General features: G+C 64.7%; 19 protein-coding genes. 7 read left to right on the top strand and 12 right to left on the bottom strand.

Annotated features, from left to right (window positions below):
• Nucleotides 1-16 precede the first annotated feature (16 nt).
• A complete protein-coding gene (gene ftsH, locus X265_RS19155) occupies nt 17-1,909 on the bottom strand; it encodes an ATP-dependent zinc metalloprotease FtsH (protein WP_430648575.1) in 1,893 nt (630 codons plus the stop codon).
• Between the two features lie 64 nt (nt 1,910-1,973).
• Nucleotides 1,974-2,789 carry a hypothetical protein gene (locus X265_RS19150; RefSeq protein ID WP_128966215.1) on the bottom strand — a complete coding sequence of 272 codons (816 nt, stop codon included), beginning with the start codon at nt 2,787-2,789 and terminating at the stop codon, nt 1,974-1,976.
• A gap of 173 nt (nt 2,790-2,962) precedes the next feature.
• Between X265_RS19150 and X265_RS19145 the strand changes: the two genes are divergently transcribed.
• Nucleotides 2,963-3,526, top strand: coding sequence for a helix-turn-helix domain-containing protein (locus tag X265_RS19145; protein ID WP_128966214.1), 564 nt, complete (start codon nt 2,963-2,965; stop codon nt 3,524-3,526).
• On the opposite strand, the gene X265_RS19140 is transcribed toward X265_RS19145, so the two are convergent.
• From X265_RS19140 to X265_RS19125, 4 genes are all read right to left on the bottom strand, one after another.
• Nucleotides 3,527-4,192: a methionine ABC transporter permease gene (locus X265_RS19140; RefSeq protein WP_128966213.1), complete on the bottom strand. Its 666-nt coding sequence runs from the start codon at nt 4,190-4,192 to the stop codon at nt 3,527-3,529.
• The gene (locus X265_RS19135; protein WP_188637379.1) at nt 4,182-5,303 is read right to left on the bottom strand and encodes a methionine ABC transporter ATP-binding protein; all 1,122 of its coding nucleotides are present in this window, start codon (nt 5,301-5,303) and stop codon (nt 4,182-4,184) included. The genes X265_RS19140 and X265_RS19135 overlap by 11 nt, the downstream gene beginning before the upstream one ends.
• A 232-nt stretch (nt 5,304-5,535) precedes the next feature.
• Nucleotides 5,536-7,008: a DASS family sodium-coupled anion symporter gene (locus X265_RS19130; RefSeq protein ID WP_128966212.1), complete on the bottom strand. Its 1,473-nt coding sequence runs from the start codon at nt 7,006-7,008 to the stop codon at nt 5,536-5,538.
• Nucleotides 7,009-7,110: 102 nt separating this feature from the next.
• Nucleotides 7,111-7,917, bottom strand: coding sequence for an enoyl-CoA hydratase/isomerase family protein (locus tag X265_RS19125; RefSeq protein ID WP_128966211.1), 807 nt, complete (start codon nt 7,915-7,917; stop codon nt 7,111-7,113).
• A gap of 122 nt (nt 7,918-8,039) precedes the next feature.
• On the opposite strand from X265_RS19125, the gene nthA reads away from it, so the two are divergent.
• Genes nthA through X265_RS19110 form a run of 3 tightly spaced genes read left to right on the top strand, consistent with a single transcriptional unit; the run spans nt 8,040 to nt 9,699 of the window.
• Nucleotides 8,040-8,666 carry a nitrile hydratase subunit alpha gene (gene nthA, locus X265_RS19120; protein ID WP_128966210.1) on the top strand — a complete coding sequence of 209 codons (627 nt, stop codon included), beginning with the start codon at nt 8,040-8,042 and terminating at the stop codon, nt 8,664-8,666.
• Nucleotides 8,663-9,322, top strand: a complete 660-nt coding sequence (gene nthB, locus X265_RS19115; RefSeq protein ID WP_128966209.1) for a nitrile hydratase subunit beta — start codon at nt 8,663-8,665, stop codon at nt 9,320-9,322. The genes nthA and nthB overlap by 4 nt, the downstream gene beginning before the upstream one ends.
• Complete coding sequence (locus X265_RS19110; RefSeq protein ID WP_164938683.1) at nt 9,322-9,699, top strand: nitrile hydratase accessory protein; 378 nt, start codon at nt 9,322-9,324, stop codon at nt 9,697-9,699. The genes nthB and X265_RS19110 overlap by 1 nt, the downstream gene beginning before the upstream one ends.
• Before the next feature lie 141 nt (nt 9,700-9,840).
• Here the strand turns inward: X265_RS19110 and queC are convergent, their stop codons facing one another.
• Entirely contained in the window at nt 9,841-10,554 is a 714-nt protein-coding gene (gene queC, locus X265_RS19105) for a 7-cyano-7-deazaguanine synthase QueC (RefSeq protein ID WP_128966207.1), read from the bottom strand.
• A 124-nt stretch (nt 10,555-10,678) separates the two neighbouring features.
• On the opposite strand from queC, the gene mazG reads away from it, so the two are divergent.
• Nucleotides 10,679-11,497, top strand: a complete 819-nt coding sequence (gene mazG / locus X265_RS19100; protein ID WP_128966206.1) for a nucleoside triphosphate pyrophosphohydrolase — start codon at nt 10,679-10,681, stop codon at nt 11,495-11,497.
• A gap of 14 nt (nt 11,498-11,511) precedes the next feature.
• Nucleotides 11,512-11,970, top strand: coding sequence for a GNAT family N-acetyltransferase (locus X265_RS19095; protein ID WP_128966205.1), 459 nt, complete (start codon nt 11,512-11,514; stop codon nt 11,968-11,970).
• A gap of 167 nt (nt 11,971-12,137) precedes the next feature.
• Here X265_RS19095 and hflX read toward each other — a convergent pair whose 3' ends face one another.
• The 4 genes from hflX to X265_RS19075 form a co-directional block, all read right to left on the bottom strand.
• Nucleotides 12,138-13,520, bottom strand: coding sequence for a GTPase HflX (gene hflX, locus X265_RS19090; protein ID WP_164938682.1), 1,383 nt, complete (start codon nt 13,518-13,520; stop codon nt 12,138-12,140).
• A gap of 11 nt (nt 13,521-13,531) precedes the next feature.
• A complete protein-coding gene (gene hfq / locus X265_RS19085; RefSeq protein ID WP_007591126.1) occupies nt 13,532-13,780 on the bottom strand; it encodes an RNA chaperone Hfq in 249 nt (82 codons plus the stop codon).
• A gap of 247 nt (nt 13,781-14,027) precedes the next feature.
• Entirely contained in the window at nt 14,028-15,398 is a 1,371-nt protein-coding gene (gene ntrX, locus X265_RS19080; protein ID WP_128966203.1) for a nitrogen assimilation response regulator NtrX, read from the bottom strand.
• A 17-nt stretch (nt 15,399-15,415) separates the two neighbouring features.
• Nucleotides 15,416-17,764 carry a sensor histidine kinase gene (locus tag X265_RS19075; protein WP_128966202.1) on the bottom strand — a complete coding sequence of 783 codons (2,349 nt, stop codon included), beginning with the start codon at nt 17,762-17,764 and terminating at the stop codon, nt 15,416-15,418.
• A 182-nt stretch (nt 17,765-17,946) separates the two neighbouring features.
• Here X265_RS19075 and X265_RS40605 point away from each other — a divergent pair, with 182 nt between their 5' ends.
• Nucleotides 17,947-18,093: a hypothetical protein gene (locus tag X265_RS40605; RefSeq protein WP_164938681.1), complete on the top strand. Its 147-nt coding sequence runs from the start codon at nt 17,947-17,949 to the stop codon at nt 18,091-18,093.
• A gap of 190 nt (nt 18,094-18,283) precedes the next feature.
• Here the strand turns inward: X265_RS40605 and ntrC are convergent, their stop codons facing one another.
• Nucleotides 18,284-19,726 (bottom strand): nitrogen regulation protein NR(I), encoded by a 1,443-nt coding sequence (ntrC, locus tag X265_RS19070; RefSeq protein ID WP_128966201.1) that lies wholly within the window; start codon nt 19,724-19,726, stop codon nt 18,284-18,286.
• Nucleotides 19,727-19,729 lie beyond the last annotated feature (3 nt).

Below are 19,729 nucleotides of genomic sequence, written 5' to 3'. Positions count from 1 at the left end.
CGGAGCGCGGCGCACCCTAACTCGTGGAAGTGGCCGAAACCGACATCGCTCTTGCACTCCGCGGCGATGTTCGGTCTGCCGTCTCGATGTTCTTGCCGAGCAGCGGCGCAAACTGCTCCGCCGTGACCGTTTCATTCGCGATCAGCATCTCGACGCCGGCATCCAGGTCTGCTCGCTTCCGTTGCAGAATGTCGCGCGCACGACGGTCGCCCTCCTCGACCAGGTTGCGCACCGCAACATCGATCTCGCGGCCGGTCGCTTCCGCCGCCGCAACGATGGTATCCTGGGTGGCAGCCATGAAGGCCTGCGGTTTTGGCGCATAGGTGCGTTGCCCGACCGTCTCGTCCATGCCGTATTTTGTCACCATCTCGATGGCGACTTCGGTGGCCCGTTGAAGATCATCGGCGGCGCCGGTCGAAATGGCCCCGTCAAAAATCAGGCGCTCGGATGCGCGTCCTCCCATCAGCACGGCAATGCGGTTCTTCAGCTCCTCGATCGTGAGCAAGAACCTGTCCTCGGTCGGGCGCTGAATGGTGTATCCCAGCGCACCAATTCCGCGTGGGATGATCGACACCTTCTGCACGGGATCGACGCCCGGCAGGCTGGCGGCGACGAGGGCATGTCCCATCTCGTGATACGCGACCCTGCGCCGTTCGTTCTTGCCGAGCACCCTGCTCTTCTTCTCGATGCCGGCCACGATCCGCTCGATCGCCGTGACAAAATCCGCGAACGAGACCTCCTCGCCATTCCGCCTGGTCGCCGCGATCGCAGCCTCGTTGATCAGGTTGGCGAGATCAGCTCCGGTGAAGCCCGTGGTGAGGGCGGCGACCTTCTCGAGGTCGACATCCTCCCCCGTGTGGATCTTGCTGACGTGCACCTTGAGAATGGCCACGCGACCGTTCTTGTCCGGCCGGTCGACCAGGACCTGCCGATCGAACCTGCCGGCGCGCAGCAGCGCGGGATCCAGGATCTCGGGGCGATTGGTGGCGGCGAGCAGGATGACGCCCGCGCTTGGATCGAACCCGTCGAGCTCCGACAGGAGCTGGTTGAGAGTCTGCTCCTTCTCGTCGTAGCCGCCGACCGATAATGGGCCGCGGCTGCGTCCCAGCGCGTCGAGCTCATCCACGAAGATGATGCAGGGCGCGGCCTTGCGGGCCTGCTCGAACAGGTCGCGAACGCGCGCAGCGCCAACGCCGACGAACATCTCGACGAATTCCGAGCCGGAGATCGAAAAGAACGGGACAGCGGCCTCGCCTGCCACCGCGCGCGCCAGCAAGGTCTTTCCCGTGCCGGGCGGCCCGACCAGCAGGATTCCCTTCGGCACGTGAGCGCCCAAACGGCCGTAACTCTTGGGGTCCTTCAGAAACGAAACGACCTCCTGCAGCTCGAACTTCGCCTCGTCGACGCCGGCGACGTCGGCGAAGGTGACCTTGATGTCCTTCTCGACATAGACCTTGGCGCGGGACTTGCCGATCGCCATCAGTCCCCCGAAGCCTTGGCCGCCGGCCACACCGCGACCAAGCCAGAACCAGATCAGGAAGAAGACGATGACAGGGAAAATCCAGGACAGCAGGCTTTGCAGTCCGCCGCCGGATGGAATGCCGGTCACGCTCACGCCCTTGGCCGCGAGCTTCTCGGCCAAAGCCAGATCAACCCGTGCGGTGACGAATGCCGATTTTCCGCTCGGAAGCGGATCCTTCAATTTTCCCTGGATCGTGTCGGTCCCGACCGACACCTCGGCGAGCTTGTCCTGGGCAAGCAATTGCTCGAACTGGCTGTAGGGGATGGTCTCGATCGAATTGTACGCCGTCGAGACGAACTGAAACGCCACGAGCAGCATGCCGCCCAGAAAAATGATGGCCATCGCAATGGTCTGCTTGCGCGATATTTGTTCGGAATCCACCTGCATCTCCCGTCGACGTCGGCCGCAGTCGAAAGTTACCGGCGCAGCGGTGACTTACACTTGACCCAAGTCAACGCAACGGCAGCAGCTCGAGCTGGCTCTGCGCCTTCTTGACGGCCGCGGCGAACCAGCTCTGGGTCGGCGCTTCCCTGGCAAAACATTTGGTGTAGGCGTCCATCGCCTGGTCTTCCCTCGCCATCGAATCCTGCGGGGTCTTTCTTGCCATCATCTGCTTCCAGACCTTCTCGCAAGTTGGAATCTCTGACGTCTTGACGGCGTCCGTGACGGCGAGGAAGTAGACTTTCTCGCCCTGGACCGCGACGACGTCGATTTCATGCGGCGGCCCCTTCAGGTCGCCATTGCCGCGGAGGCCGAGCACGGCCATCGCCAGACTTGCAGATGAGGGCTTGGTGATCGGCAACTCCGCATATTTGGCGAAGGCGGCGTCCTGGATCGCCTGATAGTAGAATCGGTCCGACCGGAATGCCGCGTCGATCTCCTGCGGCAGGCCGTCCTTGCCGTGTTCGCGCAGCCAGTGCTTGAGCAGCGAGGTCGTGGTCACCACGGCCTGCTGCTTGTCGCCTTCGGTGGCGAAGCCGAGCCCGTCGAGATGGCCGAAGCCGATGTCGTCCCGAAACAGCGTGTCGACGTTCGACTTGCCGTCGGCCGGCAGCCCCTTGATCGTGACCGGACCGACGAGGCCGCGCAGGAGCCCTGTCAGCTCATTGAGCGCCGCCTCGTGCTGCTTATAGGTCTCGTCGCCCTCCTTGGCCTTCGAGAACTTGGCGATGTAGCGATCGCGCAGGTCGAGATAGTGCTGCTCGGGAGATGCCGCGTGCGCGGGCATGGCGAAGGCGAGCAGGCAGAGCAAGGCAAGCGATCTCATCGCGACCGTCCGGAAGGCTGGGAGTGATCTCCAGTCTTTGTGGCGTTGCCGGGCCGGAAGGTTCAGAACCAATCCTTCACCATGGCTTGCGGGTTCGATTGAGCCCTGGGAAACCCAACGGTAAGAACGTCTGGGGAATTTTCCATAGGGCCTGATATCCGGGGGCGACGTCCATGAGCGAATTGCGCGCTGCGACCAGGCAATCCACGGCCAGGACGGGGATCATCGAGTTCGATGGCGCGAGGGGCATCGTGAGCATCCCCTGCACGATCGCGGACGTTTCGGGCACGGGCGCGCGGCTGAAGCTCGACTGGTCGCTGGCGTTTCCGAAACAGGCCACGCTGATCTTCGCGGACGGCTTGCGCAAGACCTGCCGCATCGCCTGGCAGAAGCGGCGGCTGCTCGGCGTCGCCTTCGCCGATGGCGTCGCGAGCGCGGAAGAGCAGGCCCTCATGATGACCGAGGAAGAGCAGGCTTTGCACAGGCGCCACATCGGCGCGCAGGTCAGAGGCGCGCGCGAGGCGCGCGGCTATACCGAGGCTCAAATTGCCAATCTCGTCGGCGTCTCGCCCGAGTTCATCTCACGCGCCGAGAGCGGCGAGATCAGCATCCCGCTGCACCAGCTCACCCACATGGCCGATCTGTTGCTGGTGGATCTCGACAGCATCGTTGCAGGCGCGGTGTCGATTACGGAGCCACCGCACGAGCCGGCCTCTCTCGCCGCCCCTTCGCCTTGATCAGGGGTGCCGCAGCCGGCGATTGAGCCGGCGCGCCAGATGGTCGCCTGCGCTCTGCACGAGCTGCACCAGCGCGATCAGCACGACGACGACGGCCAGCATCATTTCCGGCATGAAGCGCTGGTAGCCGTAGCGGATGCCGAGATCGCCAAGCCCGCCGCCGCCGACCGCGCCGACCATGGCGGAGTAGCCGAGCAGGCTCACGGTCGCGAGAGTGAGCGCCAGCACCAGGCCCGGCAGCGCCTCGGGGATCAGCACCTTGAACACGATCTGGATCGGCGATGCGCCGAACGAGGACGCGGTCTCGATCAGGCCGGCATCGACCTCGCGGATCGCCGCCTCGACCAGCCGCGCGATGAACGGCGCCGAGGCGATGGTCAGCGGTACGATCGCCGCCGTCGAGCCGATCGAGGTGCCGGCAATCAGCCGCGTGAACGGGATGATGGCGACCACCAGAATGATGAAAGGCGTCGAGCGCGTCGCATTCACGACGGCGCCGAGCACGCGGTTGACGATGGGCGCCGCAAACAGCTCGCCCTTGCGGCTGGTGGCGAGGAAGACGCCGAGCGGCAGGCCGATGGCGGTGCCGAGCAGCGCGGCGATGCCGACCATGTACAGGCTCTCGAACGTCGCCTGGAGGATCAGGTTGATCAGTTCAGGCGACATAGCCGAGACGCTCCGCGGAGAGTTGATGTTGAGACAGCCAGGCCAGCGCGCGCGCCGCGGCGCCGTCCCCGCCGGGAATGCCGAGCACCAGCGCGCCGACATGCTGGCCGCCGATCTCGTCGATGCGCGCCGACAGCAGCGAGACGTCGAGGCCCAGCTCGCGGGCAAGCCGCGCAACCAGCGTGTCGCCGGCCCCTGCCCCGCGCACCTGGACGCGGATCACGGCATGCCGACCAGGCTCCTGTACGATCCGGCTCGCCAGGGAGACCGGCAGGCTGTCGCCGGTCACCTCCGACAGGAATGACTGCGTGATCGGGTGCTTGGGGTGGGTGAAGATGTCGGCGACATGCCCGCTCTCGACGACGCGGCCGGCATCGAGCACCACGACTTCCCTGGCGAGCTGGCGCACCACGGACATTTCATGGGTGATCAGCACGATGGTCACACCAAGCTCGCGGTTGATATTCGCAAGCAGATCGAGGATCGCGCGCGTCGTCTGCGGGTCGAGCGCGGAGGTCGCCTCGTCCGACAGCAGCACGCTCGGCCGCGTTGCCAGCGCGCGAGCAATGCCGACGCGCTGTTTCTGCCCGCCGGAGAGCTCGGACGGATAGCGGTCGTGCTTGTCGGCGATGCCGACGAGCGCAAGCAGCTCGGTCACGCGCGCGCGAATGTCGGCCTTGGACCAGCCGGCGATCTCGAGCGGCAGCGCGATATTGTCAGCGGCCGTGCGCGATGACAGCAGATTGAAATGCTGGAAGATCATGCCGATCGAGCGCTGCGCCAGCCGCAACTCGCGTCCGGTCAGCGCGGAGATATCCCTGTTATCGACGATCACGCGGCCCGCGCTGGGCTTCTCCAGGCCGTTGATGAGGCGGACCAGGCTCGACTTGCCGGCGCCGGAGCGGCCGATGACGCCGGTGATGGATCCGCGGGGAATGGCAAAATCGACATTCTGCAGCGCCTTGACGCCCGGCTTGCCACGATAGGCCGGGTAGGTTTTCGCGATGTTCTCGAAGCGGACCATCGCCTCGGGCTCAGCCGCGGCGTGTTGGGTCTCGATCGGTTCTCCGATCACGAGCGATGGGTGCGCATTCATGGAAAGGGCTTTCATGCACGACATCTAGCGCGCCCGCCCGACAGGCGCACGCGAACCAGGTCGCTATCCAGGCGACGGAGGATGGAACGAAGGCAGGCGCTCGATGGCGGCGCTGCAATGCAGCACACCTTTGCCTTTTCCAGTCTTCCTTGCAATGTCAGATATTTGCGGAGGATTAGGCCAAGTTTTCCCAATCCCTCCTCGGGAAAGAAAATTCGTCTGCGGGGGTATCAGTCCCCTGTCCGGCTCATCGCATTTGCAGCCAGGGCAGCACGATCAGCAGCAACCCGGCGAAATAGAGCGCCCCGAACATCAGACCGAAGCCCCAGAACTGGCCCTTCCCGATATAGCCGCTGCCGTAATACATCGGCGCCGGCCCGGTCGCGTAAGGCGAGATCACGCCCATCAGGCCGAGCGAATACATGCACAGCATCGCCAGCGTCGCCACGGGCAGATCGGGGATGCCGGATCCGACCGCGAGCACGACCGGCAGCACGGCCGCGGCATGCGAGGTGATGCTCGAGAAGAAATAGTGGATCCAGAAGAACAGCGCGACCAGCAGGATCATCGCGGTCGACGGCGCAAGCCCCGTCAACGGCTTTGCAAATTCATTGGCGAACCATTTGATGAAACCGATCTCGTTGAGGCCGGAGGCTAGCGTCAGCAGCGACGTGAAATAGAAGAACACCTCCCAGGCGCTCTTCTCGCTGACGATGTCGGCGAACTCGATTACTCCGGTGATCAGCATCAGCGAGATCACGATGAACACCACGGTGGTGGCGTTGACGAAGTTGGAGCCGAGGACCGGCACATGGATGTCCGGGCTCGAGCCCGCGATCCACAGAAACATCGCCAGCACGATCAGCGCCAGCATGATCCATTCGTTGCGCGACATCGGGCCCATCGCGCCGAGCTCCTTGGCGGCCCATTCGGAAATTTCCGGACTGCGCTTCACCTCGGGACGGCAGATCGCGTAGCTGAGCAGCGGAACGAGAATCATCAGCAAAATGCCGAGCGGTGCGAAGCCGACGAACCACTGGCCCCAGCTCACATCGACCCCGACCGTCTTCTTGGCGATCGCGAGCGCGGCCGCGTTCGGCGCCAGCGCGGTGAAGAACAGCGAGCTCGTGATCGCAGTGGCCGCGAAGGCGGTCCACATCACGTAAGTGCCGATCTTGCCCGCGGTCGGCCCCGGCTCGGAGCCGTAGATACGCGGGATGTTGCTGATGATGGGATAGACGATGCCGCCGCTGCGCGCGGTGTTGGAGGGCGTTGCCGGCGCGAGCAGGAAGTCGGACATCGCCACCGCATAACCGAGCCCGAGCGTGTTTCGCCCCAGGCGTCGCACCAGCACCAACGCAATGCGCCGGCCGAGCTGGCTCTTGCGATAGCCGATCGAAAACACGAAGGCGCCGACGATCAGCCACACCGTGCTCTCGGCAAAGCCCGCCAGCATCCAGCGCAATGATTTGTTGGGATCGGCATCAATATAGCCGCCAACGCCCGCGACCGTGAGCCCGATCAGGCCGACCGCGCCGACCGGCATCGATTCCAGGATCAGCCCGGTGATGACGGCCGCGAACACGGCGAAGTAGTGCCACTGGTTGACGTTGAGGCCCGCCGGCACCGGCACCAGATAGATCGCCAACCACACCGCCAGCGGCGCGACAAGTTTCCAGCGAACGCCCTTCGCCTCAGCTGCCTGCGAACTGGCGGTCATGCGCCCTCCCCTCGATCGTCCCGGTTTCGCGCGGCCCGTGAGCCGGGCCGTCCCCCGCGCGGCGTATACGGATTGTCCGTGCCGGGATCAATGGGCCCGGATCTACCGTCCCCTGAACCGCGGCTTGCGGCGGCCCAGGAACGCCTCGACGCTCTCCTTGTGGTCCTCGCTGAGGCTCGCCAGCGCGAACTGGTCGACGTCCATGTGGCTGGCGAGATCGTCCAGCGCATGCGCGAGCCGGTTGACGGTCAGCTTGGTCATTGCGACCGAGAGCGGCGGCTGTACGGCCACCTTGCGAGCCAGTTCCATGGCGGCATCGAAGGCATGGCCGGGGTCGACGACCTGCTCGACCAGGCCCCATTCATAGGCCTCGTCGGCCGAGATGCGCTCATCGGCCAGGATCACCGCCTGCTTGGTCCGGGCCGGTCCCATCAGATGCAGCATGCGTGGAATGCTCTGCCAGCTCATGTTCATGCCGAGCCCGATTTCAGGCACCCGAAAATGCGCATCGCTCCCCATCACGCGGAAGTCGAGCGCGACCGCAAGCGCCACGCCGCCCCCAATGCAAAAGCCTTCGATCGCAGCGATGGTGATCTGCTCCATCTCCTGCCAGGCGTGCGTCAGGCGCGGCCCGAGCTTGAGATGCCGCCTGAGCGTGCCGAGATCCATTTCCTTGCGCGATCGTCCTTCGGCGTCTTTCAAATCGAATCCGGCGCTGAAGGCACCCGAATTGCCTGTCAGCACCACGACTGATGTCGCCGAGTCATCCTCGAAGCTGCGCGCCGCCGCGGTGAGCTGGCGCAGCGCCTCGGGCGACAACGCATTGATGCCGTCATGCCGATCGAACCGCACCACGGCGATCCGCCCCTCTGGCCCGAGGCCTCTCTCGATCTTGATGAAGTCCTTCATGGGGAATCTCCAAAGCTGATTTTTGCCTGATCGTAGCGCGTAAACGGCGTCACGAATATGGGACCAAGCGCGCCGCAACGAATGCTCGACAGGACAGGACCATTGCGCTTAATCTTTCGCCCATGAGCCACGACCACCATCATCACGATCACGATCATTCGGAATTGTCGGAAACCGAGCTGCGCGTGCGCGCGCTCGAGACAATTCTGAGCGAAAAGGGCTATGTCGAGCCGGCCGCGCTCGACGCCATCATCCAGGCCTATGAAACCAAGATCGGCCCGCATAACGGCGCGCGCGTCGTCGCCAAGGCCTGGGTCGATCCTGATTTCAAGAAGGCGTTGCTGGAGGACGGCAGCAAGGCGATCGGCACGCTCGGCCATGTCAGCCGCGTGGGCGATCATCTCGTCGTGGTCGAGAACACGCCCAAACGTCACAACATGGTCGTGTGCACGCTGTGCTCCTGCTACCCCTGGGAAATGCTGGGATTGCCGCCGGTCTGGTACAAGGCCTCGCCCTATCGCTCGCGCGCGGTGAAGGACCCGCGCGGCGTGCTCGCCGATTTCGGCGTGAGTGTGCCCAAAGACACTGAGATTCGAGTCTGGGACTCGACCGCCGAGACGCGCTTCCTGGTGCTGCCGATGCGCCCAGCGGGCACCGAAAGCTGGAGCGAGGAGCAGCTCGCCGAGCTCGTCACGCGCGACTCCATGATTGGCACCGGTTTCCCCAAAACGCCCGGAGCGGCGTCGTGAACGGCGTGCATGACATGGGCGGCATGGATGGGTTCGGCAAGGTCGAGCCGGAGCCGAACGAGCCGATGTTTCACGAGGCGTGGGAATCCCGCGTCCTGGCAATGGTCCGGGCGATGGGCGCGGCCGGCGCCTTCAACATCGACACCTCGCGTTACTATCGCGAGACGCTGCCGCCGGACGTCTACCTGTCGAGCTCCTACTACAAAAAGTGGTTCCTCGGCCTGGAGGAGATGCTGATCGACAAGGGCTATCTCACCCGCGAGGAGGTCGCCGCCGGTCATGCCATGCAGCCTGGCAAGGCCCTCAAGCACGGCAAGTTCGATCTCGCCAATGTCGAGCGCGTCATGGTGCGCGGCAAGTTTGCCCGCCCTGCCCCTGCGCCCGCCAAATTCAAGATCGGCGATCGCGTGCGGGCGAAAAACATTCACCCGGCCACGCATACGCGGCTGCCGCGCTACGTGCGCGGCCATGTCGGCGTGGTCGAGCTGAACCACGGCTGCCACGTGTTTCCTGACACCGCGGCGATGGAGCGCGGCGAGAATCCGCAATGGCTCTACACGGTGGTGTTCGAAGGCCGCGACCTCTGGGGTGCGGACGGTGATCCGACCCTGAAGGTCTCGATCGATGCGTTCGAGCCTTACCTGGATCCGGCGTGATGAGCAGCGCTGCTGCGGCCGCGGCCACCGCGGCGATTCCGAGCATCCCGCGCGATGACGACGGTCCGGTGTTCCGCGCGCCCTGGGAAGCGCACGCCTTCGCGATGGCCTTGAGCCTGCACGATCGCGGCGTGTTCACCTGGCCGGAATGGGCCGCCGCACTCGCCGACCAGATCAAGCGCGCGCAGGCCGCCGGCGATCCTGATACGGGCGAGACCTATTATCTGCACTGGCTCGCCACGCTGGAAGGCCTCGTCGCGCGCAAGGGCGTAGCCTCAATGGACACGCTGCATCGCTATCGCGATGCCTGGGACCATGCCGCTGATCGCACGCCGCACGGCAAGCCGATCGAGCTTAAGGCGGAGGATTTTCGGTAAGCTGGCGCCGCATACACCGTCATTGCGAGCGTAGCGAAGCAATCCAGAATCGTTCCTAGGCAGCAGTCTGGATTGCTTCGTCGCATCTGCGCAAAATTGCTTCGCAATTTTGTCGCTGAGCTCCTCGCAATGACGGTGGCGCTACCGTCCCGCCACATACTCCCGCCACCCCTTCGCCCGCAGGCTGCACGCCGGGCATTCGCCGCACCCATAACCCCAGTCATGGCGGGCGCCGCGTTCGCCGAGATAGCAGGTGTGCGACTGGTCGCGAATGAGGTCGACCAGTCCCTCGCCGCCGAGGTCATGCGCGAGCTTCCACGTCGCGGCCTTGTCGATCCACATCAGCGGTGTATGCAGCTCGAATTCTCTCGCCATCCCGAGCGAGAGTGCTGATTGCATGGCGCGAATGGTCTCGTCGCGACAGTCTGGATAGCCGGAATAGTCGGTCTCGCACATACCGCCCACGATGTGGGTGATGCCACGCCTATAGGCGAGTGCCGCCGCAAAGGTCAGGAACACCAGATTGCGGCCGGGCACGAAGGTGTTCGGCAACCCGTCGGCGCCCATCGCAATCGCGACATCGCGAGTCAGCGCGGTCTCCGACACCGCGGCCAACGTGGGGATAGACAGCGTGTGGCTCTCGCCGAGCTTTGCCGCCCAGTCAGAGCGCAAGGTTTTGATGCCGTCGAACAGCCGCTGGCGGCAATCGAGCTCGACGGCGTGGCGTTGGCCGTACTCGAAGCCCAAGGTCTCGACGCGCGCGAAGCGGCTCAGCGCCCAGGTGAGGCAGGTGGTGGAATCCTGGCCGCCGGAGAACAGCACCAGCGCGGTTTGTGATGAAAATGCTTCACTCATGGCCGCGCTTTAGCACTGCAGGCCTCGCCCGCCAATCGGTGGAAATCGATCTGTTGCGCCGCGCCCGGCTGGGATTGGCCAGCCGCTTTTGGCATAAGGTTTGGGACCCAGGAGACCGGCCGCAATGACCCCTTCCCGCGACATTTCCCGCCTCATCGAGATCATGGCGGCGCTGCGCACGCCAGTGACCGGCTGCCCCTGGGACCTCGAGCAGGATTTCGCGACGATCGCACCCTACACGATCGAGGAGGCCTATGAGGTGGTCGACGCCATCGAGCGCGGCGATCTCGACGATCTCCGCGAAGAGCTCGGCGATCTGCTGTTGCAGGTGGTGTTCCACGCCCAGATGGCTTCGGAGCAAAACGCTTTCGCTTTTGGAGATGTCGTCGAAGCCATCACGCGAAAAATGATCCGGCGGCATCCCCATGTCTTTGCGGACAAGGACGGCAATCTCGCCTCCTCCCACGTCAAGGAAGTCTGGGACCGCATCAAGGCCGAGGAGAAAGCCGAGCGCGCCGCGCGCCGGCCGCCCGAGGCAGAGCCGCCGCACAAATCGCTGCTGTCGGGCGTGAAGGCGGGCCAGCCCGCGCTGACGCGCGCCATGGAGCTGCAGCGCAAGGCCTCTACCGTCGGCTTCGACTGGAACGATCCGCGCGCGGTGCTGCAAAAGATCCGCGAGGAAGCCGACGAGATCGAGGCCGCGCTCGACCGCAATGACAAGCAGGAGATCGCCGAAGAGACCGGCGACCTCATGTTTGCGCTCGTTAACCTCGCCCGCCATGTCGAGGCCGATCCGGAAGCCGCGCTGCGCGCGACCAATGCGAAGTTCGAGCGACGCTTTGCCTATATCGAGCGGACGCTGCAAGCGCAGGGCCGCACGCTGGAGCAGGCCTCGCTGGCGGAGATGGACGCGCTGTGGACCGAGGCGAAGACCGCCGGCTGATACAAGGACACGCAGTGGACATCAGGCAGGACGACCCGAAGGCGCCTCACGTCGCCGATCTGTTGAAGCATCATTTGGAAGAGTTGCGCAGCGTCATGGGCGAGCACGCGCAGGCATTGGATGCGAGTGGTCTCTCGGATCCGGCCGTCACTTTCTGGACCGTCTGGCACGGCGATGCCCTAGCTGGATTTGGCGCTCTCAAGCAACTGGACGACGTGCATGCAGAGGTGAAATCGATGCGCGCCGCCCCTGCCGCGCGCGGAACCGGCGTTGGCCGCGCGATCCTGCAGCACATCATTACCGAAGCCCGCAAACGCGGCTACGCGCGTCTCAGCCTGGAGACCGGCACAGCACCGCTGCACGCGCCCGCCGTCTCGCTCTATCGCAGCGCAGGCTTCGTCTCTTGTGAGGCGTTCGCCGACTATCAGGCGAGCCCGCACAACCAGTTCATGTGTCTCGAGCTGTCCGATTGAGCTGCCTATCTGCTAATTGTTTTCTCCTCAGCTGCGATCAGCTGGCGGAGCCAATCCGCGAACGAGTTGACGATAAGTTCCGGCGTCTGATCCGGACCTGCCGAAATCCGCGAGCAGTCAGTCCAGAGGCGAGAACCTACGCTCCATCCCGAGCTACGCCGTGCCGCTCACGCCGGCAGATGCGGCACGGCGTCGAACCTGTTCACCACGATATCCCGCTTGGTCTCGTCCACCCGCACGGTCATGTCGAACCGTCCGTCGTGCAGCTCTTTCGCCAGCACCTCGGCATTGCGATGCAACCAGCTGATGCCGGCGCCGTCGGCGGCGTCGATGGAGAGGTCGAGCGTGGTGCGTTTGGCGGCAAGGCGCTCTTCGATCGCAGCGAGCAGCGCATCGATGCCCTCGCCTGATACGGCAGAGACCAGCATCGCCGGATGGTCCTCGGGCCGGCGCGCCGCGATGTTCAGAAGCTCTTCCCGCTTTTCAGGCTCGTAGCGGTCGATCTTGTTCCAGACCTCGATGATGCGGCCTGAATCATCAGGATTGATGCCAAGCTGGCGCAGCACGGCGTCGACGTCGCTCTGCTGGGCCTCGGCGTCCTCGTGCGAGATGTCGCGGACATGCAGGATGACATCGGCTTCCAGCACCTCCTCCAGCGTGGCGCGGAAGGCCGCGACGAGCTGGGTCGGCAGATTGGAGATGAAGCCGACCGTGTCCGACAGCATCGCCTTGCCACCATGCGGCAAGTTGAGCGCGCGCAGGGTCGGATCGAGTGTGGCGAACAGCATGTCGGCGGCCTGGACGTCGGCGCGCGTCAGGCGGTTGAACAGCGTCGACTTCCCGGCATTGGTGTAGCCCACCAGCGCGACCACGCGATACGGCACGCGCTGGCGGCCGGCGCGATGCAAACGGCGCGTTGCCTGTACTTTCTTCAGCTCGCCCTCGAGCTTGGTGATGCGCTCCTGGATCAGGCGGCGGTCGGCCTCGATCTGCGTCTCGCCGGGACCGCCCATGAAGCCGAAACCGCCGCGCTGGCGTTCGAGATGGGTCCACGAACGCACCAGGCGCGAGCGCTGGTAGTTGAGATGAGCAAGCTCGACCTGGAGCGCGCCTTCCTTGGTCTTGGCGCGGCGGCCGAAAATTTCGAGGATGAGCCCGGTGCGGTCGAGCACCTTGGTGTGCAATTCCTTCTCGAGATTGCGCTGCTGGATCGGCGCCAGCGCGCAATCCATCACCACGAGCTCGACGTCGAGAGACTTGGCCAGTGCGGCGATCTCCTCGACCTTGCCCTTGCCAATATAGGTCGCAGGCCGGATCTGGCTGATGGGCGCGATGATGGCGTCGGCAATGACGAGGTCGATCGCACGCGCAAGGCCCGCGGCTTCGTCGAGCCGGGCCTCGGCGTCTCGCTGGACATGACCTTCCGATTGCGCGTCGGCACTTCCCGCGCGCGCCCGCAAATAGGGGCCGATGACAAGCACCCGCCCCGTTTGCTTAGCCCCTGCCGGCCGCGGACGGTCGGCATCCCCGTCGAAATTCCGGGGTTCCAATCAGATCACTCTCAAGCCGGCTGGTCCTCGCCGCCTTCGAACAGCTGGATCGGAGCGCCCGGCATGATGGTCGAGATCGCATGCTTGTAGACGAGCTGCGAGTGACCGTCGCGCCGAAGCAGCAAACAGAAATTGTCGAACCAGGTCACGATGCCCTGGAGCTTCACTCCGTTGACCAGAAAGATCGTCAGTGGCGTTTTGGTTTTGCGAACGTGGTTGAGGAAGGTGTCCTGTAGGTTTTGTGCGCGGTCTGCCGCCATTGTTTTTTTCTCGCTTTGAGTTTCTTTTTATTGCGCCGGTCGCGGCCCTGTTTTGAAAATTTGGGGCCTTCGTCCGGTTGCCGTCCCTCATGAGATCCCCCTCTAGGGAACAGCAGGTTGATTAGAAGGCAGGCGGACCTATTAGGCAAGCCGCTTCACGCGGCAGGGCGCACACTATCGGCCCGAAAAACTACGGAAATCGATGATTTTTCCCGGGTATTGCCGGTGCCCGCAGCGTGCGCGGGCCTCAACCAACACCCAATGCCTTCAACTTCCGGTGTAGTGCCGAACGTTCCATGCCAACAAACTCGGCCGTACGAGAAATATTTCCTGAAAAACGGCTGATCTGGGCAATCAAATAGTCGCGCTCGAACACTTCACGCGCCTCGCGCAGCGGCAGGCCCATGATGTGCTCACCGTTGTTGCTGGTCGGCATCGCCGGCACCATCGAGCCGACGTCCTGGGGCAGCATGTCGGCGGTGATGATCACCTCCGGGCCGCCCGCGGCGAGAATCATGACCCGTTCAACGTTGTTGCGGAGCTGGCGCACATTGCCCGGCCAGACATGCGATTGCAGCACCGCCATCGCGTCCTGGCCGATCTGCCGCTTGGGCAGGCCACTACCGGCCGAGATCTGCTCCATGAAATAGTCGATCAGTTCCGGAATGTCCTCGCGCCGCTCCGAGAGCGCGGGCACGCGGATCGGCACCACCGAGAGCCGGTGATAGAGGTCCTCGCGGAAATGGCCGGCCGCGATCTCCTCTTCGAGATTGCGCGCGGTCGAGGAGATGATGCGGACATCGACCTGCACCTTGGCGGTGCCGCCGACGCGCTGGAACGACTGCTCGACCAGCACGCGCAAGATCTTGTTCTGGGTCTCGCGCGGCATGTCCGCGATCTCGTCGATGAACAGCGTGCCGCCATGGGCTTCCTCCAGCGCGCCGGGCTTGCGCGGCTGCTCGCCGTTGGACTGCTCGACGCCGAACAGCTCATGCTCCATCCGCTCCGGCGTGATCGCGGCAGCGTTGATGACGACGAAGGGGCCGTCGGCGCGGCCGGAGGCCGCGTGCAACGTGCGCGCCGTCAGTTCCTTGCCGGCGCCCGCGGGACCGACGATCAGGATGCGGCTGTTGGCCTTGGCCGCGCGCTCGATGGTCTGGCGCAGCTGGTTCATGCTGGGCGAGCGGCCGACCAGCTGGCTGGCGCTCGGCGCGAGCTGCTTCAACTCCTTGACCTCGCGCTTGAGCCGCGAGTTCTCCAGCGCCCTGGTCGCGACCAGGATCAGCCGGTCGGCCTTGAACGGCTTCTCGATGAAGTCGTAGGCGCCGCGCTTGATCGCGGCGACCGCGGTCTCGATGTTGCCGTGGCCGGAGATCATCACGACAGGCAGATCGGCATTATCCTTCTTGACCTGCTCCAGGAGCTGCAAGCCGTCGAGCTTGGATCCCTGCAGCCAGATGTCGAGGAACACCAGGTGCGGCCGGCGGTTGGCGATTTCGGCCAACGCGGAATCGCTGTCGCGTGCGGTCCTGGTGACAAAACCCTCGTCTTCGAGGATGCCCGCAACGAGATCCCGAATATCGGCCTCATCATCGACAATCAGAATTTCACTTGCCATGGGTCGCGCCTGTCTTGTCAGCTGCCTGTTGAGGCTTCGATTTTCGGTGAATCATTGGTCTGTTCAGCCGGCTCTTTGGTTTCGGCCGCCGGCTCTTTTGTTTCCTGCGCCGTGACGACTGGTCCCTGCCCGGCTCCGTCGGCCTTCTTGGCCTGACCGGAGATCGCAAAGCGCATCCGCATCCAGGCGCCGCGCTGGCCTTCGCGGAAGTCGGAGGCGTCCTTCAGCTCGATGCGGCCGCCGTGGTCTTCCAGCACGCGGCCGACGATCGCAAGGCCGAGGCCGGTGCCCTTGGCGCGCGTCGTCACATAGGGCTCGAGCAGCCGCGAGCGCGCGACCTTAGGCAGGCCGATGCCGTTGTCGATGACGTCGATCAGCACGTCCTCGCCCTCGCGCGACACCACGACATCGATGCGGCCTTTGCCGAGTTCTTCCGGCGGGACCTGCTCGATCGCTTCGGTGGCGTTCTTGACGATGTTGGTAACTGCCTGAGAGATCAGCCGCCGGTCGAACTGGGCGCGCAGCGGGTCCTCCCTGAACTCGGCTTCGATATCGAGCTCGGGATGGGCGACCTTCATCAGGAACACCGCCTGCCGCACGGTGTCGGCGACGTCCTCGCCCTCCATCACGGGTTTTGGCATCCGCGCAAAGCGCGAGAACTCGTCGACCATGCGCCTGATGTCGTCGACCTGGCGCACGATGGTGTCGGTGCACTGGTCGAAGATCTGCTTGTCCTTGGCCTCGGTGATGTCCTTGCCGAACTTGCGGCGGATGCGCTCGGCCGAGAGCTGGATCGGTGTCAGCGGGTTCTTGATCTCGTGGGCGATGCGGCGGGCGACGTCGCCCCAGGCCGAGGTGCGCTGCGCCGAGACCAGCTCGGTGATGTCGTCGAGCGTGATGATGTAGCTGTCGTGCGGCTGGTTCTTCTCGGCGCTGACACGCACCGACAGGTTACGCTCGGTGCCGTCGCGGGTGATGGTGATCTGGCCCTGCACCAGGCGCTGGGTGCCTTCCCGCGACGTCTTCATCATCTCGTCGAGTTCGGGCAGCACGTCGGAAAGCGGATGGCCGAGCGTCTCGGCCTCGGAATGTCCGATCAGCTTCTCGGCGGAACGGTTGAGGATGCCGACGCTGCCCGAGCTGTCGACACCGATGATGCCGGCGCTTGCCGACGACAGCACGGCCTCGATGAAGCGGCGGCGGCTGTCGATGAGATCGCTGGCATTGACGAGCTCGTCGCGCTGGCTGCGCAACTCCTGCGTCATCTTGTTGAAGGTCTCGCCCAGCTGGGCGAGATCGCCTTCCGATTTGTGCACCGGCACCTGGACGTGCAGATCACCGGTCGAGACGGTGTTGGCCGCGTTCATCAAACGCCTGATCGGCGCCACCAGGGAGTTGGCGAAGTTGAGCCCGATCAGCACCGAGGCCATCAAAATGGTCAGCGCGATCACCGCGAACATCAGCGCGAACGCGACCTGGATGCCGAGCTTGCGCGATTCGATCTGGGCGTATTCGGCGACGCTCAGCTCGGTCTGCCTCAGCTGGGCCACGACCCTTGGATCAAGCGGGCGGGCGACGTAGAGGAACGTATTGGTGAAGCCCCTGAGCCGGATCACGGCAGCGACAAGGTTTTGGTCGGGCAAGACCGCGATCTCGGGCTCGTTCTCGTTGACGTTCTGAAGAAACTCCGGCGCAGGTGGCGCGAAGGCGAGCGGGACGCCCCCGGTCTCTGCCGACAGGATCGGATTGGCGTCCTTGCCCATCAGCATCGCGCCCGGGAGATTGCGTGCCGCCGCGCTCGAGGTCAAAAGCTGCAGGAACGACTGCCGGTCCTGATCAAACAACAGCGGGGCGCGCGAGACGTCGTTGGCCATGCCGAGGATGTCGCCGCGAATGACCTGCGCGTGCTCCTGCACATAGGCGCGCGCGATGATCAGCGAATTCTGGATCACCTCCTTGGTCGGTCCCGAGAACAGGCGGTCGAGGCCGCGCTCGATCGTGACATTGGCGACGACGGCCACCAGCACCGCCGGCAGCACGGCAACGATCGAGAACAGACCGACGATCTGCACGTGCAGCCGCGCCGCTGCCCGTCCCCGCCGGCGGGCCTGGATCATCTGCCAGACCTCGCGGACGATGATCCCGATCAGGAGCAGGACGGTGCCGGCGTTGATCGCCAGGAACGAGCTGACGACCTCCGGGGTCGGCTCGATTCGGGTCAGGCCGGTCAGGACCAGGAAGGTCAGAAGTGCCGACAGCAGCGCCAGAGCAACGGCAAACGGGCCCAACCAGCGTCGCACCGACCAGCGCCGGGGCTCTTCTGGGGCCGTGTCAAAGGCTGCGGCCGAGGTATCTGCGCTGGTCATTCCGGCAATGGGGTGCTGAAAACGGATCCGCGGGGCGGATACTGATGTATTCGTACCACATTGTTGCCGAATTGCGACAATTCCGCGGCGTCTATCCCGCGGCCGAGCAGCGCATCCACAGGGATAGCAGTTCAATTCCCGCTGCGCGGGAACGGAATCCGGCCATTCCGGCTTGATCCGGCATGGACAGGATCTTTCTCGCAGTAATGGTGTCGGCCGTGCTCCTGCTGATCGTCGCCTCCGACCTTCTGGTCAACGGCCCGAGCAGGCAGGAGGAGACGGCGCAGATGGCCAATATTCAGCCGGTCGCGGCGCGCCTGATCAGGTAGGCGCGACGGTTGGCGGCCTGCGACCGCCGGCACAATTTGTATGTTCCCGCGGAACGTTTCAGCCCGATCAGGACTTCTGCTCACCGCGTCAGCCGCAACGGCCAGCGCGATCCGGACAGGCTCAGCTCCGCTTTGGTAGGGGAGCTGAGCCACCTTCCGCGCGAAGCGCGTCTGGCATGTGTCGCGAGGACTAGCCCCCGCTCCTGTACACCTGGATATCGAGATCCCGGATCTTCTTCCGCAGCGTGTTGCGGTTGAGGCCGAGCAGGTCGGCGGCGCGGATCTGGTTGCCGCGGGTGGCGGCGAGTGCGGCCGTGAGCAGCGGCACCTCGATCTCCTTGAGGATGCGGTGATAGAGGCCCGGCGGCGGCACGCCATTCGGGAAGCCCTGGAAGTGCGATGAGAGATAGGCCTCCACCGCGCCCCCGAGATTGTCGACGCCCTGCTGAACCGCAGCACCCGGACTGACCGAGGGCGGCGCCAGCTCGCCGTCGATGACGGAGGCCGTGATCACGTCCTGCGGATAGAGCGCGGCGAGACGGCGCGCGAGATTTTCCAGCTCGCGCACGTTGCCGGGCCAGCGATGCTGCTTCAGCCGCTCCAGCGCCAGCGCATCGAGCTTCTTCGGCGGCAATCCGTCCTTCTCGGCGAGCGCGAAGAAGTGACGGATGAGATCCGGCAAATCCTCGATGCGCTCGCGCAAGGGAGGCAGGCGCAGCGGCACGACGTTGAGGCGGAAGAACAGATCTTCGCGGAACAGGCCCTGCTGGATCAGGACGCGCAGATCCTTGTTCGAGGCCGCGACGATGCGCACATCGGTCTTGATCGGGGTGCGGCCACCGACGGTGGTGTATTCGCCCTGCTGCAAGACGCGCAGCAGACGGGTCTGCGCCTCCATCGGCATGTCGCCGATCTCGTCGAGGAACAGCGTGCCGCCCTCGGCCTGCTCGAACCGGCCGGAGGCGCGGGTGTTGGCGCCGGTGAAGGCGCCGCGCTCATGGCCGAACAATTCGGACTCGATGAGGTCGCGCGGGATCGCCGCCATGTTGACCGCGACGAATGGGCCGTTGCGGCGCTTGCCGTAATCGTGCAACGCGCGCGCCACCAGCTCCTTGCCGGTGCCGGACTCGCCCGTGATCATCACGGTGAGGTCGGTCTGCATCAGGCGGGCCAGCACGCGGTAGATTTCCTGCATCGCCGGCGAGCGGCCAACCAGCGGGATCGCCTCCATCTCGGCGTCCTCGTCCGGCGTCGCGACCCGCTCCTTCGGCTCGGCGAGCGCGCGACCGACGATGGCGATCAGCTCCTTCAGGTCGAAGGGCTTCGGCAGATATTCATAGGCCCCGCGCTCGGAGGCACGGATCGCCGTCATGAAGGTGTTTTGCGCGCTCATGACGATGACGGGCAAGTTCGGCCGCATCTTCTTGATCCGCGGCAGCAGGTCGAAGGCGTTTTCGTCCGGCATCACCACGTCGGTGATGACGAGATCGCCCTCCCCCTGGCTGACCCAGCGCCACAGCGTCGCGGCATTGCCGGTCAGCCTGACTTCGTACCCGGCCCGGGAAAGTGCCTGGTTGAGAACCGTGCGGATGGCGGTGTCGTCATCAGCTACGAGAATGCTACCTGCGGGCATCGT

This window comes from Bradyrhizobium guangdongense, from assembly GCF_004114975.1.
GTDB classification, from domain to species: domain Bacteria; phylum Pseudomonadota; class Alphaproteobacteria; order Rhizobiales; family Xanthobacteraceae; genus Bradyrhizobium; species Bradyrhizobium guangdongense.
This window is presented reverse-complemented; position numbering and strand designations above follow the sequence as displayed.